This is a genomic window from Paenibacillus piscarius (assembly GCF_022234545.1).
Classification (GTDB): domain Bacteria; phylum Bacillota; class Bacilli; order Paenibacillales; family Paenibacillaceae; genus Paenibacillus_AQ; species Paenibacillus_AQ piscarius.
This window is the reverse complement of the sequence record NZ_JAIEUI010000008.1, coordinates 134,915-150,245: the sequence shown is the minus strand read 5'-3', so window position 1 is coordinate 150,245 and position 15,331 is coordinate 134,915. Positions and strand designations below refer to the sequence as shown.

The 15,331-nt window shown below is 56.9% G+C and carries 18 protein-coding genes; all 18 read right to left on the bottom strand.

From position 1 onward, the window contains the following. Positions 1–25 precede the first annotated feature (25 nt). Positions 26–1,168 carry a flavodoxin family protein gene (locus tag K1558_RS15225; RefSeq protein ID WP_238652457.1) on the bottom strand — a complete coding sequence of 381 codons (1,143 nt, stop codon included), beginning with the start codon at positions 1,166–1,168 and terminating at the stop codon, positions 26–28. Beyond that, positions 1,165–2,604, bottom strand: coding sequence for a U32 family peptidase (locus K1558_RS15220; protein ID WP_238652456.1), 1,440 nt, complete (start codon positions 2,602–2,604; stop codon positions 1,165–1,167). The genes K1558_RS15225 and K1558_RS15220 overlap by 4 nt, the downstream gene beginning before the upstream one ends. Then, the gene (hemW, locus tag K1558_RS15215) at positions 2,601–3,980 is read right to left on the bottom strand and encodes a radical SAM family heme chaperone HemW (protein ID WP_238652455.1); all 1,380 of its coding nucleotides are present in this window, start codon (positions 3,978–3,980) and stop codon (positions 2,601–2,603) included. Before hemW (K1558_RS15215) ends, K1558_RS15220 begins: the two co-directional genes overlap by 4 nt. Next, entirely contained in the window at positions 3,970–4,287 is a 318-nt protein-coding gene (locus tag K1558_RS15210; RefSeq protein ID WP_238652454.1) for a carboxymuconolactone decarboxylase family protein, read from the bottom strand. The genes hemW (K1558_RS15215) and K1558_RS15210 overlap by 11 nt, the downstream gene beginning before the upstream one ends. 13 nt (positions 4,288–4,300) lie before the next feature. Next, entirely contained in the window at positions 4,301–5,659 is a 1,359-nt protein-coding gene (gene hemW, locus K1558_RS15205; protein ID WP_238652453.1) for a radical SAM family heme chaperone HemW, read from the bottom strand. 14 nt (positions 5,660–5,673) lie between these two features. Further along, positions 5,674–5,982 carry a TIGR04076 family protein gene (locus K1558_RS15200; protein ID WP_036697299.1) on the bottom strand — a complete coding sequence of 103 codons (309 nt, stop codon included), beginning with the start codon at positions 5,980–5,982 and terminating at the stop codon, positions 5,674–5,676. A 52-nt stretch (positions 5,983–6,034) separates the two neighbouring features. Continuing rightward, entirely contained in the window at positions 6,035–6,799 is a 765-nt protein-coding gene (locus K1558_RS15195; protein ID WP_238652452.1) for a cyclase family protein, read from the bottom strand. Positions 6,800–6,807: 8 nt separating this feature from the next. Then, complete coding sequence (locus K1558_RS15190) at positions 6,808–7,773, bottom strand: amidohydrolase family protein (RefSeq protein WP_238652451.1); 966 nt, start codon at positions 7,771–7,773, stop codon at positions 6,808–6,810. A 57-nt stretch (positions 7,774–7,830) separates the two neighbouring features. Continuing rightward, positions 7,831–8,211 carry a cupin domain-containing protein gene (locus K1558_RS15185; RefSeq protein ID WP_238652450.1) on the bottom strand — a complete coding sequence of 127 codons (381 nt, stop codon included), beginning with the start codon at positions 8,209–8,211 and terminating at the stop codon, positions 7,831–7,833. An 11-nt stretch (positions 8,212–8,222) separates the two neighbouring features. Further along, a complete protein-coding gene (locus K1558_RS15180; RefSeq protein WP_238652449.1) occupies positions 8,223–9,422 on the bottom strand; it encodes an MFS transporter in 1,200 nt (399 codons plus the stop codon). Between the two features lie 20 nt (positions 9,423–9,442). Next, the gene (gene acpS / locus K1558_RS15175; RefSeq protein WP_238652448.1) at positions 9,443–9,805 is read right to left on the bottom strand and encodes a holo-ACP synthase; all 363 of its coding nucleotides are present in this window, start codon (positions 9,803–9,805) and stop codon (positions 9,443–9,445) included. A gap of 14 nt (positions 9,806–9,819) precedes the next feature. After that, on the bottom strand, positions 9,820–10,038 hold the full coding sequence (locus K1558_RS15170) for a phosphopantetheine-binding protein (RefSeq protein ID WP_238652447.1): 219 nt from the start codon (positions 10,036–10,038) through the stop codon (positions 9,820–9,822). Positions 10,039–10,085: 47 nt separating this feature from the next. Continuing rightward, positions 10,086–11,333 (bottom strand): beta-ketoacyl-[acyl-carrier-protein] synthase family protein, encoded by a 1,248-nt coding sequence (locus K1558_RS15165; RefSeq protein WP_238652446.1) that lies wholly within the window; start codon positions 11,331–11,333, stop codon positions 10,086–10,088. Further along, on the bottom strand, positions 11,330–12,652 hold the full coding sequence (locus tag K1558_RS15160; protein ID WP_238652445.1) for a beta-ketoacyl-[acyl-carrier-protein] synthase family protein: 1,323 nt from the start codon (positions 12,650–12,652) through the stop codon (positions 11,330–11,332). Before K1558_RS15160 ends, K1558_RS15165 begins: the two co-directional genes overlap by 4 nt. Positions 12,653–12,659: 7 nt before the next feature. Then, positions 12,660–13,115: an SRPBCC family protein gene (locus K1558_RS15155; protein ID WP_238652444.1), complete on the bottom strand. Its 456-nt coding sequence runs from the start codon at positions 13,113–13,115 to the stop codon at positions 12,660–12,662. 212 nt (positions 13,116–13,327) lie between these two features. Beyond that, positions 13,328–13,924 carry a winged helix-turn-helix domain-containing protein gene (locus tag K1558_RS15150; protein WP_238652443.1) on the bottom strand — a complete coding sequence of 199 codons (597 nt, stop codon included), beginning with the start codon at positions 13,922–13,924 and terminating at the stop codon, positions 13,328–13,330. A gap of 321 nt (positions 13,925–14,245) precedes the next feature. After that, complete coding sequence (locus K1558_RS15145; protein ID WP_238652442.1) at positions 14,246–14,725, bottom strand: YbaK/EbsC family protein; 480 nt, start codon at positions 14,723–14,725, stop codon at positions 14,246–14,248. A gap of 44 nt (positions 14,726–14,769) precedes the next feature. Further along, positions 14,770–15,327: a helix-turn-helix domain-containing protein gene (locus tag K1558_RS15140; protein ID WP_238652441.1), complete on the bottom strand. Its 558-nt coding sequence runs from the start codon at positions 15,325–15,327 to the stop codon at positions 14,770–14,772. Positions 15,328–15,331: the final 4 nt, after the last annotated feature.

The following is a 15,331-nucleotide window of genomic DNA, read 5'->3' as shown; positions in this document are numbered from 1 at the left end:
CCCTTGAACTTCCCTGCCGGACGGCTCATACGACAGCTTCCGCCAGATATTCCAGAGCCCGGCCCGTTTCCCGGCCGTCCGTCTCATCCAGTGTGAATAGCTCCCACTCCTCCCGGGAGCGCCCAACCAGAATTACCGGCTGGCCGGGGGCAAGGGCGCAGCGTACACCCAGCTTGTCTTCCCAGTCATAATAGAGCTTGAAGCCCGGAACCGTCTCCTTCGTCTTGCCCTTCACGAACTCATGGGTAATGAAGTGCGGCAGCTGACCCACTCTGGCGATCAGCGCGCAGTCCGCCTTACCGCCAAGCTGCTGCTGCAATTGCTCCAGCAGCGGACCGCAGCGGATGCTGGCCTGCTGGTCGCCGATCACGAAGACCTGCGGCCGCTCCGCAGCCAGGTCACCGAGCAGCACCTCCTCATCCTCCGCATTCTGGATGACGAAGGATGACCAGGCAGGGGCTTCCTTCCCGCCGGTCTGCTGCTGCTCCCAGCTCTCCTGGCTTGCCGGGAGATCGAAATAGGAGAAGCCCAAGGACGAGGCTACGCGCATCCCGACAGCCCGGGCCATCATCTTCGCCTCCTCCGCTTCTTCAATCGGCTTGCTCCACGGGCGCTTGCGGATGCCGGGCTGGCCGTCATATTCAATCAGGCTGATGCCTGCGCTGGCAATCATGGACAGCTTGATCGCCGTGAAGCAGGGCATCAGCGAGGACAACGCCCATTCATGCCCGGGACCGGCGGCGACGACAATCTGCCCGGCCACCTTGCCCTTGAACGCTTTGCCCTTCACTCCGGCCACGCGGTCGTAATTGTAGTACTCGAAGTCCAGATCCTCGTCGGTGCAAGGCTCGCAGCGGTCGATCCAGTTCTTCCAGACAGCCGGAAGCGAGAGCGCATAGACCGGGGAGGCGAAGACGAAGCCGTCCGCTTCCTTCAGCTTGTCGTACAGCTCCGTCAACTGGTCCTCCGGGTCGTTCAGCAGGTGGCAGTGCTTGCCGTTCATGCAGTTGCCGCAGCCGTCACAGGGCAGAATATTATAATCATTCAGCCGCAGCAGCTCGGTCTGCACCCCCTGCTCCGCTGCGGCTTCCAGTGCGACAGAGAGCAGGTATTCGCTGGAGCTGTGGTGCTTCTTCATCGACCCGGCCAGCCCGATGACCTTCTTCATCCGGCCGCCTCCTCTACGTCCAGCTCAGCCGTATCGAAGCCCAGCGCCCGCAGATCGCTGAGCGCGAACATCCGGAAGTCCGCCGGAGTACACAGTATATTCGCCTTGGCGACATCCTGCCTTAAGACCTGGGCGCTTCCGCGCGCCGTTGCCAGCTCCTCAGCCTTCCTGCGGATCTCCGGTGCGGCCATGTCGCGGATGAACTCCGGCTTGCGGGCGATGATGCCGCCGAAGAGACTCTCGCCCTCCGTGCTCCAGACCGCCTTCACGGCGGCCGCCGACTCGAAGAAGCTGCCCGAGGCCAGCGCTGCGAACAGCTCCCCGAATTCCTTCAGCGCCTCGTCCCCCGGCTTCGCCATCGACACGGTTTTGCTGGCCCACTCGGCACAGTAACCGCATTTATCGCAGTCCATCCGGTCACAGCGCTTGGCGCGGAAGCCCTCCAGGAAGCCTTCCAGGCTCTCGTTGTCGATACTGGCCTGGAAGCTGAACAGCAGGCGGTAGACCTGTCTCATTTTGTCCGACGGTGCGAAGTCCTCCTTGATATTCTTGGAGAAGTTCGGCATTTCGAAATCGGCCTCCGCCATCCGCGAATTGAGCAGGCTCAGCAGGTTGCCCTGATATTTCCGCGAGGAGTAGGACTGCGCAGTTGCCGCAATCTTCTCCGTAGTCTTCATCCGCTCGGTCAGCTTGAACTTGTGATAGCCCAGCTCCTCGTAGATATGCATATCCTCCGGGCGGATCCACTGCGACTTCAGCAGCTCCTCCGGGTGCTGGAGCTTGCGCTCTGTACAGCGCAGCATGTAATAATCCAGCGCGAAGCCGTCCGTAACATGATTGCACTGCGAGGCATGGCTCTGGAAGTTCGCATGGTTGTGGCGCATCGGGCAATCCAGCATACAGTCATTGGTCGCAATGAGCTGATATTCGCAGCGTGTGCTTTTGCGCAGGCTCTCCAGGAAGGCGAAGTCACGGTTGCGGCTCTCCGGCAGGGTGATTTCGCTGACCCCTTTTTCCTCGAAATATTGGGCCTGTCTGATCGTATTGATGTTCGCGAAGGTGGATAGGCTGATCTTCACATCCGGCAGCGCGGACCGCACCATATCAATCAGCATCGGGAGGGACACAGTCACGTATTCCGGCTGCAGCGTCCCGATCCACTCCAGCAGCTCGCGCAGGCGGTAGTGGAATTCCTTGGTCGTCTCCAGGTTGTCCAGACAAGTCGCATTCAGCAGATAATTGAACTTGAACCCGTAGGCATGAAGCAGCTTCACATGCTCCTCCACCCGTGTCCGGTCGATCGTGGGCAGCGCGAAGGTGGGTCTGCCCCCGCCGACCAGGTCAGAGGATAATTTGCCATAAAAGACATCCACATGCGAATCCTTCAGCAGGATTGGCAAGCGGTCATCGAAGTTGGTGCCGACAGACAGCCTCATGCCTTCAGCTCCTCTCCGGCCGGCTCGGCCGGCTTCTGTCCGCGCGCCAGCTTCACCCGGCTCTCGAACGATTGCTGGTTGGCCTCCGAGAAGAATTCCTTGCACACATTGTTGCCCCAGACAATGCCCCTTGCAGACAGGCGGAGCTCATGCTCATCCGTTTCGAGCAGGCCTTTGGCTACCAGATCATCGATCGTCTTCCCGAAGACCTCCTCCGGCTGGAAGCCGAACATCCCGCTGAAGTCATCCCGCTTCACGGACAGCATCCGCAGGCCCTTGGCCATCATCCCGTGCATCGCCTCCAGATCATCCGCCTTACTGGCGATGAAGACGGACAGGAACTGCTGTGCCAGCCGGTCGCTGTACTCATGGATATCGCCCTGGTTGATATACATCAGCTTGTTGACATAGCCGAACGCGGCCGGGCCGTGCGCGAACAGATCCTTTTGCTGGGTATAGTAGAGCAGGACATGCCGGTCCTCGAAGCCGGGCTTGGCGAAATCCCATACGCTGTACTGGACATAGCCCTCTTCCTGCAGCAGACGCTTGGCTTCCAGGTACATATCTACTTCCAGCTCGACACTGCCGGTAGGCGGAATTTTTCCTTCCTTGATCATTTTGAACAGTGCAGTGAACGGGACAACACACAGCGAGAATACGGTGATATGGTCAATGCCGAGCCGGATTGCTGTACGGACATCCTCCAGCCATTCCTCCATGGTCTGCTCCGGCAGATTGTACATCAGGTCAATGCCGATGTTCTCAAAGCCCGCTGCCTTTGCTTCCTCCAGCACCTCGAAGGCGCGCCGGGAGTCATGGCTCATCCGCAGATGGTGCCCCATCTTGTCGTTGAACGTCTGGATACCGATGCTGATCCGGTTTGCGCCCTGGGCGCGGATCGCCTGCATTTTCTCAAGCGTCAGGGTGGACGGGCTGCCCTCGTAGGAGATCTGCGCATCCGGCTGCACCTTGTAATTCGCCTGCACACTCTTCAGCATATCCACCATCTGCTCCGCAGACAGGGCCGAAGGCGTACCGCCCCCGAACGTTACCGCGCTGATCGTGGACCCGGAGCCGTAAGGAGACGAGGCATAGATGCCGATCTCGGCTTTGACGGCCTGCATGTAGTCCTCCACCTGTTTTTCCTGGTAGGCCATCTTGTTGAAGGGACAGAAGATGCAGACCGAAGCGCAGAAGGGAACATGCACATAGACGGCACCCGCATTGTCCTGCGGAGGCGGACTGTCCAGCCCAATCGTGCCGTAGATGTCAGCCGGAGCAAGCTCGTTCACAGGATTCGGATAGTGCGATACGCAGATAGGATCTCTATGAGGATAAATATTATAAAAGCGTTCGTTCGACGTTTTAACTGCCATGGTGAACACCCCGCTTGGCTTCCACAGCCGACAGTGCCGCAGCCAGACCCGAGGATACCGCCTCAACGCCGGCCACCGGCAGACAATTCATCACGGTCTCTGCCACTTCGTCCGCCGTTGCTCCCAGCTCATACGCCTTCAGTGCGTGCAGCCGGATGCCGTACGTGGAACGGTCCGTAACCACACAAGCCAGGCGGATTAACTCCCGGACCTTGGGCTCAAGCGTCCCCGTATCCTCAATCGACTTGCACATGCTATCAAAAGCGGCCCCCACCCGGGGATTGACTCTCATCAACATCTCGCTCATTGCTAACCCCTCCTCAAGATTGTATAGGCTGCACGGGCCGGCCCTTGGCCAGCTTCATCCGGTGCTGCAGACCGTAATCGGCATACTTCGCCGAGAAGAATTGCTTGCTCACATTATTGCCCCATATAATGCCGTCCTCGGTCAGCCAAATGCCTTCAGCATCCTGAATCAGCAGCCCTTCCTTCACCAGACGCTCAATCGTCTCCGGGAAAAGCGCCTCCGGCTCCTGTCCGAACATTCTGACGAAGTCAGCACGGTTCACTGACAGCATCCGCAGTCCTTTCGCCATCGCCCCGTGCGCAAGCTCCCGCCTATCTGCCTTCTCGCCGCAGTTGACCGGAAGCAGCCCCTCCTGCACGCGGGAGATATATTCGTTCAGATTGCCGCTGTTGATATACATATAGCCGTTGATGATGCCAAAAGCGGCCGCGCCGATCCCGATCATATGCGCCTGCTCCGAGAAGTAGAGGGTGGCGTGGCGGTCGGTTTTGCCCGGCTTGGCGAAATCAATGACGCTGTACTGCTCATACCCGGCTTCCAGCAGCATCTCCTTGGCGATGGTATACAGCTCAATCTCCCGGTAGACATCCCCGATGCCCGGAAGCTTCCCGCTGGCAATCCGCGAGGCGATCTGGGTATGCGGGACGACACAGAACGAGATCACGCAGATGTGGTCGATCTCCTGCTCAATCGAGGTGAGGATATCCGCCCGCCACTGGTCCAGCGTCTGGCCCGGCAGATTGTACATCAGATCAATGCCGACGTTCTCAATCCCGCTGTTACGCGCATTTTGGACTAAATCAAACGAATCCTCGACACTGTGGTACAGCCCCAGCACCTCAGCCAGCTCCTCCTGAAAGGTCTGCACGCCTACGCTAATCCGGTTCAGCCCCTGCAAGGCCAGCGTCTCCAGCTTGTCCTGCGTGAAGTTCCGCGGATTGCCTTCAATGAAGATCATGGCATCCTCCGCCACCTGGAAGGACTGCTTCAGGTATTGCAGAATGCCGGTCAGCTCCTCCGACGACAGGCAGGAGGGGGTACCACCGCCGAGATTGATCGAGGAGACCGTAGTGCTGCGGCCAAAAGGCGTCCCCGCATACCGGTCGATCTCCTGCCGCACCGCCGCCAGATATTCATCCACCTGCTCCTGCCGCTTCAGATAACGGTTGAACGGGCAGAACGAGCAGGTCGCGTCACAAAAGGGAATATGCAAATACAAGGCTGTTGGCGTATCTTTGGTATTCGGCTGTTCCAGCTCCATCAGGGAGCGGACCTCGGCTTCTTCATGCTGGGAGATCGGCACAGGATAATGCGAGACACAGATTGAATCCCGCTCCTTGAATAGTTCTACATATTGCTCGGCTGTGCTCATATCGGGCCTCCCCCTCATTTGGATTGCAGCATCCGTCCGGCGTAAGGGGAGTCTTCAGACGGCTCTACCGGAATCCGGCGGATCTCCATCGTCATCTGGTTGCGCAGATCCGGGCAGGCCGAGTGCACGATATTGCCTTCCGGGTCCCACGGCAGCTTCGCATCCATATTCAGTGCCAGCAGCATCGGGAACACCGCATGAAAGGCCGTGCCGCACAGATTACCCGCGTTCAGCGGGGAGACCTTCATAATGTCCCCTTCTTTATGTCCTGCCCGGCAGTGCCCCTTAACACCCGTTACCTTCAGTTCAAATTCATAGTTCATGCATATTGCCTCCTCTTTAAAATTTTGTGATCGTTTTCACTTAACCGTCCGGCTACTCCCCAATGATTGCTACTGCCCGTACCCAGGCCGCTCCGGCCCCGCCGAGCTTGATCGGGAAGCAGGCTACCTTGAAGCCGTATGCTGCCGGAAGCTGATCCAGATTCGTCATCCGCTCCATATGGCAATACGTCTGCTCTCTGCCCCAGAAATGAGCCGGAAACAGATAGGCATTATCCCCGGTCCGCTTATAATCGCCGATCATATCCCGGAACGGACGGTCGAAGCCGTAGCTGTCGATGCCCATCACCCGGATGCCCCGGTCAGTGAGCAGCTTGGTCGCTTCTTTGCTCATCCCCGGATAATCGGTCAGATACTGCGGAGTGCCCCAGTGGCGGTCTGCACCGGTACGGATCAGCACAATGTCCAGCGGCTTCAGCTTGTAACCGGTCCTGTCTATTGCCTGCTCAATATCCTGCGTCTCAATGAATTCGCCCGCCTGCTTATGCGTCACATCCAGTACCACGCCATCGCCATAGCACCACTCCAGCGGAATCTGGTCAATCGACGACGCCGGCTGTCCTTCACTCAGCGAGCCGAAGTGCAGCGGAGCATCCAGATGCGTGCCTGTGTGCGTGGACGCGGTGATCATCTCCATGTTCAGGAACTCTTCATCCGGGAAGTCCTTGCGGCTTCCGTCGAACTGGCGGGCGAAGCGGTCTGCCCCTTCCGAGTGGCCGGTGTGCTCGACCTTGTACGGAGCCGGCTCGCCCGCATTCTCCTCCACCCGCACGCTTAGATCAATAATCCGGTATCCCATGCTCTCACCTACTTCATAATTCTCATCGCATTCAGTCCCAGGATGTTCTGGACATCCTCCTTGCGGATCTCCTTCACCCCCATCATCAGCTTCATCGGCAGCGGTATGACCACCTTCTGCATGTAATTCAGCACCTCGGCGATGTTCGGAGTAACGGTCCAGTCCGAGCCCCAGAGGATCTTATGGCTGCCGCAGACGGAGATCATCTTCGCCAGCTCCATACGGAATACCTTGGGGTTATTGTGGATCAGGATATTAGCTACCGCCGTGATGGTCACATACATATTGTCGTGCCGGCCGACCATGTAATAGCACAGGTCATTCCAGGGATGGCCCATATGCTCCACAATCAAGGTCAGATCGGGAAAATCCACCGCCACATCATCCAGCAGAATCGGGTAGTTATGCTTCATCCGAAAAATACTGCCGGGCGTAATCCCGGTATGCACGCTGACCGGAATCCCCAGCTCGCTGCACCGCTCGTACAGCGGATAGAGCAGCTCGCGGTCATTCAGCACGAAGCCCCCGTAATCATTGGGATTCAGCTTGAAGCCCTGCATCCCAAGCGTGTTAATGGCATAATCCAGCTCCGCCAGCGCTTCCTTCCCCTTGTAGGGATTAACGCTCGCGAAGCCGCGCAGCTTGTCGGGGTGGGCCCGGACCGCCTCGGCGATTCGCTCATTGGACAGCACCTCATAGCCGTAGACATCCTCGAAGCTGAGCTGATGCACCCAGCTCATGGCAATCTGGTTCTCGGCCATACAGTCCAGGTAGTCCTCCAGCATATTGTTCTCGTCCACGAAGCCGTCTCCGTCAGCGCCCACCATTTTCTTCAGATACTGCAGGTCATCGAAGCCCTTCTGCTTCTTGTAATCCGGGACAGCACCGGCCGCAGCCAGGCTAAGCTCCCGGGTCTTATTCTCCTTGACGGCAAAATGCGCATGTGTATCCACAATGACAAGATTGCTCTTCACCTTCGTCTACTCACCTCTTTGGTTAGAATTTGCTGCGGCAGATCTATAGCCTGATCGCTAGACATCCCTGTGACCGATCTCTGGTCTTGGGGCCAGCGGAGCCGTCGCGAACACCAGCTCCATATCGCCCGGTCCTTCATTGACTACGCGGTGGCGCAGCCCCTTGGCGACCAGGAACACACATTGCTCCTGTAGAGAGTACGGCACATCCTCAATGAACACCGTGCCTTGCCCCCGGATGACGAATACACTCTCTTCCCCGTAATCATGGAGATGCTCCTTGATCTCCTCTCCCGGCTGGAGCAGGACATGGCCCATAATGAGCTGCGTGGCCCCGACTGTAGCCGGAGTTGCCAGCACGCGCATCTGTCCTCCTCTGGCATGAACCACCGGGACATCGCCGAATTGCACCACCGTTCCCGCGTACACTTGTGTCATCTAAGCACCCCTTATCCGGCTGATTTATATTCGGTTACGTTTGTTTGTTCCTTTTTGCCGAGTCCCAGCGAGATCAGAATGGTCAGCACCATCATTCCCGCGGCCACCAGATAGCTGGGATGAGTTCCGATCCGGTTGTAAAAGAATCCGCCGAGCGTGGAACCCAGCGCAATCCCGACCCCCTGCAGCGTGCGGAAGGTGCCTAAGGCCGCCCCCATCTCCATCGGATTGATCTTGACCACCTTATCAGTAATAATCGTGTTGGCCAGCGTAATAATCGGCCCTTCCGTTAATCCGATCAGCGCATAGCCGAAGGTCAGCAGCCACGGATTGAAATCCAGGGCAAACAGCAGCAAGAGCGCTCCCAAACAGATCGACTGAGCCCAGATTAGAGGCGCATGTCTGCCGACCTTATCCGAAATCCAGCCGATGAATACGGCCCCGAACGAAGCAACCGCCTCATAAGGAATGAACAGCAGGCTGAGCAGCACCAGTGAGATATTCTGTTCCTTGGCTGCGAACGGCACCAGGAAGGTGGTGAACACCCCGACCATGAAGCACAGGGTTCCTACAATGCCCGCCAGCAGAATTTCGCGGACGCCAAGCCATTTGAACGAATTTTTGAACGCTTGCCCGATGCTCTTGCCTGCATTCCGCACACCGGTCTCCGGCAGCATCACAGCGGTCACGGCCGAGGACAGCACCAGCAGTGAGCCCAGCACCGCGAAGGAGGTATGCCAGCCGAAGTAGTTGCTGAGCAGGCCGCTAATGACATAACCGAGCACCGACCCGGCGCCGATCGCCCCGGACACAATGCCCATGGCTCTGCCCCGTTCTTCCGGCTTGCATACATCCGTTACCACAGCGAAGATGGGAGTAGATATGAAGCCTCTGGCGAAGCCGAACAGCAGCCAGCCTGCTGTGAACAGGACCACGCCATGGGAAGCAGCCACCATGAATACGGCTACGGCTGACAGGACCATCGCCGCCAGAATAATCTTCTTCCGCCCGTACCGGTCCGCGAGCACACCGGAGGGAATCGACAGGAAGGTCATGACCAGCGAGGCAACGCCCGCGATCGAGCCGATCTCGCTGGAGCTCATGCCCAGCTCACTGCTGATCAGCGGGGCAATCGGGAAGATACTGACCATAATCGAGAAAATCAGTAGAATATTTACAGCCAAAAGCATAAAAATTTTGTTGTTGCTCATGGAAATCGTCCTCCTCACAGTCATTGACTGCTCTCAATAATGATAAATGCGGCAGCATAATCACCGTGATGACTAATGCTTACATGTATGCTGTCCTGCGGCTGGAGATACAGCGCAAGGCGCGGGGTACGGACCAGATAAGGCTGGCCGCTGGCCTGATTGAGGAACTCCAGCTCGTTCCAGCCCAGCTCGCAGTCCATGCCGGTACCGAAGGCCTTCAGCAGCGCCTCCTTGGCGGCGAAGCGGCCGGCCAGGAAGTCGGCGGCATGTCTTTTTTTGCCGGAGAACAGCTCCCTTTCCCCGGCTGAGAAAAACTGTGCGGTGAAGAGATCACCGCCCTTGGCCAGCATCTGCTCTACGAAGCGGATGCTGATCAGATCCATACCGGTCCCGCGGATCATGCCTTCAGGGCAATGGCTTCCATCACCTGACCTACGGAATACGTCCGGAGCGCCCTGCTCTCAATATGGATGCCGAACGTCTTGGCCAGCGCGGTTGAGACCAGCGCCAGCTCCGTTGAATCCAGCGCCAGATCCTCATACAGCCGCGAGGCCTCGGTAATTTCCTCTTCGATTCCGATATCCTCAATGATCGTTTTGATCTTCACGAATACCATTGCTAACACCCTCCCGTTAGATTGAATAAAAGTTAAAATCCGCCCGTTCACGACTCTTCATTGTTCACGACCAGTGCCGCAGAGCCGCCTCCCCTCCCTCTCGACAGAATCAGCGAGGACCTGGTGGAGACCCGGCTGCTGATGCCCGGCACGAACCGGAGGCTGTTATCCTGAATCGATGCTCCCAGATACGTCAGGCCGGGCAGCTCGCCGTGATTCATGGCCAGCACGCTTAAGGCGGTATCGAACGCGCCTGCCGCTCCGATGGAATTCCCGAAGGCCGTCTTGGGGCAGCCTGCCCATTTGTCTTGGACACTGTCGCCGAACACCTGCTGGATGGCCGCGCATTCGATCCCGTCCTCACGGGCCGAGGCCGCTCCGTCCAGCGAGAGATAGCCGATGGCCTCCGGCTGCGTCTCCGAATGCTCTACCGCCAGCCGTACCGCACGGGCACACTGCGCTACGCTCTCCTCAACCGGCGCGGCCTCCTGGCCGGCGCTGGTGAAGCCGAAGCCCTGGATATTGGCCCGTACCCTGCTGGCCGCTTCGCGCCGCCGGAGGCTGCGCTCCGATTCCAGGCAGAGGAAAGCCGCGCCTTCAGCCAGCACCATCCCGCTGCGCGACTGCACATACGGGCGGTAAGCCGTCTCCGGGCTGTCCGCCTTCAGGTTCAGCAGTCCCTCCGCGTTGTAGAAGGCGAGCGCCCATGGATCAATCGGCGTCTCTGCCCCGCCCACCACAGCGGCATCGATGATTCCGCTGCGGATCGCCCGGGCCGCATAAGCGATAGCCAGCAGGCCGCTGCACCGGTCGGCAATCACGGTCTTGCTGTAGCCCTTGATGCCGAAGGCCAGCGACATATGCCCCTGAGCAGCCGCCGGGAACCAGTTGCTCGCCAGGTTGGGGTCGGTGAAGGCAGCGCCTTCGGTATGCAGCACACGCAAGCCCTTCCTTGCACTCTCCCATCCGCCGGAGTTGTTGCCGACGAAGATCCCGATCCGCTCCAGGCTCATGGTGCCAAGGCTCCAGCCCGCATCGTCCATCGCATCCTTCGCGGCCAGAATCGACATCACGGAGAAGCGGGAGCACTTCTTGAACAGCCGCTTCGAGATCACCTGTCCGGGATCCAGCCCGCTGACTTGTCCGGCGAACGGAGGTGCTGCGCCCATCGTATCCTCCAGCCCTAGCGGGGACATATAATTGCGTCCGCTCAGCAGCCCGTCCCAGAAGGCCGAAGCGTTATGGCCGCAAGGCCCGAACATGCCGACACCGGTTACATACACTTTGTTATTCATGGGCTGCACATCCATTGTTCCGTCTGAAGCCTCCCCGTCCGGTTGCAGAATTCGTTCCTCTCCAGCACCATTGCCGAATGGATGCCGGAGAACCCGCTGGCATTAGTCAGAATCTGGTACAGCTCACGCTTTACCGCCTGCTTCGGCACGTAATTCAGGTCACAGGCCGGGTCCGGCTCATCCAGATTCGCCGTCGGCGGGATATAGCCTTCGTTCAAGGCCAGCAGGCAATGTACAATCTCGATGGCGCTGGCGGCCGACAGCGGATGGCCGGTCATCGATTTGGTGGAGCTGATCGGAATGGAGTAGGCATACTCCCCGAAGGTTTTTTTGTAGGCAGCGGTCTCAAAAGCATCATTCTGCGGAGTCGAGCTTCCGTGGGCGTTGATGTACCCGATCTCCTCCGGCCGGATACCGGCACTGCGCAGCGCCTCGTCCATCGTCAGGGCCAGCGCCTCCCCGTCCTGGGGCAGGTCGGTCATATGGTAAGCATTGTTCGTGCTGGCGAACCCGGTCACCTCACCGTAGATCGGCGCGTTCCGCCGGAGTGCATGGTCCAGCTCCTCCAGGACAACAACCGCGCAGCCCTCACTAAGCACGAAGCCGCTGCGGCTGCGCTCGAACGGCCGCGAAGCCCGCTTAGGATTATCGTTGAACTTGGTGGTGAGTGCGCCGATCGCGTCAAACGAGGAGATCGTCATCGAGCTGATTGGCGCTTCCGAAGCCCCGCACAGCATCACATCATGCTCACCCGCCGCAATGGATTCGTATCCGTACCCAACTGCGTCAATGCCGCCTGTACAGCCTGTTGACATGACCAGCGCTTCGCCCTGCAACCCGAACTGATGTGCCACATCGAAGGCGATATAGGAGAACATGCCTTTGCGGTACAGATCCCCTTCACCCAGTCCATAGTCAATCGGCCCTTGGCCGCTTGCCGTCAGACCCAGGAACGTCTGCTCCGAGAACGGCGTGTCGGCAATCGCATTGGCGATGCAGACTCCCGAGCGCTCCCGCAGCTCCTTGGTGAATTCCAGCCCGGCATCCTCCACCGCCCGGACGGCGGCATTGACCGCCAGAATGGCCGGCCGGCCCATCGCTCCCCTTACCGCTTCGTCTGCCGTTCGGCCAACATGCTCGAATTCAGGGATTGTTCCCACTACCCGGCTTTTCAGATTCATGTCCTCGTAACCTTGAAGGCGGTCATACCCAACCTTGCCCTGGAGGCTGTTCTCCCAGAACTGCTCCGGCGTGTTTCCCAGCGGGGTAAGCAGCCCCATGCCGGTGATCACAACTCTTCTTCCCTTCGTCTTCTCCATCTGCGGCTCAGCTCCGAACGGCTTGCTTCTCAATATTCTGCTTAATCGCCGCCATCTGCTCCTTCGTCGTCCGGTTCAGATGCGCCTCCACCTGCTGCCCGGTAAGCCCGCTTGCGGGATCGACCTCGAACTCCTGAATCCAGGTCATATACGTCCCATCGTTCTGCTCCTCATAGAGCCATTCCAGGTTCATATGCTTGAACGGCAGCAGCGGTGCGAGTCGGCGGGCGGTGATCCGGAAGTTCGGACGGTCGAGCCACCGCTCGGAGGTCCAGGAACGGGCTGGCCGGTTCTCCTCGGGATATGTCGTCAGCTCGAAGCGGATGTACGCCTCAGTCTGCTCCAGCACCCGGCTCTCCTGGTACTCCGTGAATAGCTCCGTCCAGTTCGCAATATCGTTAGTCCTGTCGAATACGGTGCTTCGGTCTGCATGAATCCAGATACTGTTCTGAATCGTTGTCACTCCACATGCCTCCCCAATAGGTTTACAGACATCGTAACGCTAAATTTCGCAGGGTGACATAACCCGGATGTTAGTCTTGCGTTAATCTACAGTTAGTTTGCAGCCCCCCCCCCACAAAGTGAAGCTCTAGTTTTGATGATGACTCAGGTACTTTGCGGGGACCCCAAAACATATAAATCGTTAAAAAAAGACCTGACAGGCAACTGTCAGATCTACACGCTCACCGAATATCCGATGCCCCGGCGGAACAGAATGATGTCGCTCCGGCCCGAGGTCACTTCAATTTTGTGCCTCAGCTTGTATACGTATTGCCTCACAATTTCCGGCGACGTATACCGGTCCCACAGATGGTGCAGGATCTGCTCGGTCGGGATGAACTGGCCCTGGCTCTCCAGCAGCAGATCTAAGAGTTCAAATTCCTTACAGGTGAGTTCAATGACGAAATCGCCCACCTTCAGGGACTTGGAGTGAATATTAAGCGTAATGCCTCCGGATTGACGGGTGCCATTCGCGCTGCGGCTGATCCCTTCGTCGAACCAGCAGCGAAGGCGGCTGAATAATTCCTCCTGGAAGCCCTGGCGTTCATAGCTCCCGATAAACATATGATTGGTCGGGATCGGAACCGCCCCGCCCTGAGTGCCGATCTCTCCGACAATGATGAACATCTTCAGCGTCGATAGCTGCTGCAGCGATTGCATCGTATGGATGAATCCGAGGTTGAAATCCGGGGTGCTGACGATCACACCATCGAACCGCAAGCCCTCCTTCACAATATCCGCCAGCGCTTCCAGCTCCCTGAAATGAAACACCTTACACCCGTACTCCCGCGCAAAAAAAGTATGAATATTCTTAAATCTGCACTCCTCACAAGGCTCCATCGAACCCGCACAACAAACCAATGCAACACGCATGAGCTTCTCTCCAATCCCGTTCTTTTCAATGCCGTCCGGATTTCACCAAGGTTTTATTTTCTATTTTATAGCATTAAAAAGGATAAAAAAGGAAAAATATCATAGCATTCACCCCTAAAAATGAACAAGCAGAGACAGCATATTTCTATGCGGCACTCCGCTTGCCAAAGGCTAGTACTTATGTACGTGGGGTGTATCATATTCTCACCCCGGCGTTATTTATTTGACACAGATTACCCGCCCATTTGTCATTTGTATTAATTCTTCGGGTGTTAATTGAAACACTGCTCTTGGATGCCCGGCAGCAGCCCATATTTCTCTGTATTGTAACAAGTCTTCATCAATAAAAGTGAGGATGGGCTCTTTATGTCCCAACGGCGGTACGCCTCCAATCACAAATCCTGTGTGTTCACGTACAAAATCAGCGTCAGCTTTGCCCAATTTGTCATTCAGATGGCCGGTAATTAGTTTTTCATTAATCCGGTTTACTCCGCATGCTATGACCAGTAAGGGTTTATCTTCATTTTTGAGCCAAAAAATAATGGACTTCGCTATATGTGCAACCTCGCAGCCTATCGCATCAGCAGCTTCCTGTGCAGTCCGTGTACTGTCTGGCAGTTCTACAACTTGATTTGTATACCCCAGCTCTAATAGTTTGTTTTGTACCTGTTTGGCACTATCTTTAAGTTGACTTGTCACCGTGTATTCCTCCTTAATTCATTACATGCAATTAAGACATGCAGTTAAGAATCCATATAATGCATAATCACTTGTATCGTCACATCTTCGTCCGTTGTATTCATATAACGGTGTTCAACATTGCCTGCAAATCTTATAGCCTGTCCTTCTGGTAAGGTGTATATTTCGTCCTTAATCTGTATACTGAATACTCCAGAGGTAACGGTGATGTACTCTTGAACTCCGTCATTGTGCGGGAGTGAAACATAGTTACAGGCAGGGCTGAGGATGAGCGTAAATGTTTCAATACGTGTCTGCGGATCAAACGGAAACAGTAAATATGCTCTGCATTTTCCATTGTCCTCTGTTAAGTCTGGAGTTTCTTTTCGCGCTGCAATGGATACTACTGCCTCATCCTCTTTAAGCAAAGATGAGAACGAAATATTGAGTCCCGTAGCGATTTTCCACACGGTGGTCACTGTGGGCTGCGTTTCCCCCCGCTCAATTTGATGAAGCATCCCTTTGCTGACCTTTGTTAAATCAGCGAGCTTATCTAAGCTTAACCGCCTGCTCTTTCTAATACGCTGCAGGTTGTTTCCTATCCTGATGTGTATAGCATTCAAGAAC

Coding starts and splice junctions, on each gene's coding strand:
- K1558_RS15225 (WP_238652457.1), bottom strand. CDS start 1,168: ATGAAGAAGGTCATCGGGCTGGCCGGGTCGATGAAGAAGCACCACAGC.
- K1558_RS15220 (WP_238652456.1), bottom strand. CDS start 2,604: ATGAGGCTGTCTGTCGGCACCAACTTCGATGACCGCTTGCCAATCCTG.
- hemW (WP_238652455.1), bottom strand. CDS start 3,980: ATGGCAGTTAAAACGTCGAACGAACGCTTTTATAATATTTATCCTCAT.
- K1558_RS15210 (WP_238652454.1), bottom strand. CDS start 4,287: ATGAGCGAGATGTTGATGAGAGTCAATCCCCGGGTGGGGGCCGCTTTT.
- hemW (WP_238652453.1), bottom strand. CDS start 5,659: ATGAGCACAGCCGAGCAATATGTAGAACTATTCAAGGAGCGGGATTCA.
- K1558_RS15200 (WP_036697299.1), bottom strand. CDS start 5,982: ATGAACTATGAATTTGAACTGAAGGTAACGGGTGTTAAGGGGCACTGC.
- K1558_RS15195 (WP_238652452.1), bottom strand. CDS start 6,799: ATGGGATACCGGATTATTGATCTAAGCGTGCGGGTGGAGGAGAATGCG.
- K1558_RS15185 (WP_238652450.1), bottom strand. CDS start 8,211: ATGACACAAGTGTACGCGGGAACGGTGGTGCAATTCGGCGATGTCCCG.
- K1558_RS15180 (WP_238652449.1), bottom strand. CDS start 9,422: ATGAGCAACAACAAAATTTTTATGCTTTTGGCTGTAAATATTCTACTG.
- acpS (WP_238652448.1), bottom strand. CDS start 9,805: ATGGATCTGATCAGCATCCGCTTCGTAGAGCAGATGCTGGCCAAGGGC.
- K1558_RS15170 (WP_238652447.1), bottom strand. CDS start 10,038: ATGGTATTCGTGAAGATCAAAACGATCATTGAGGATATCGGAATCGAA.
- K1558_RS15165 (WP_238652446.1), bottom strand. CDS start 11,333: ATGAATAACAAAGTGTATGTAACCGGTGTCGGCATGTTCGGGCCTTGC.
- K1558_RS15160 (WP_238652445.1), bottom strand. CDS start 12,652: ATGGAGAAGACGAAGGGAAGAAGAGTTGTGATCACCGGCATGGGGCTG.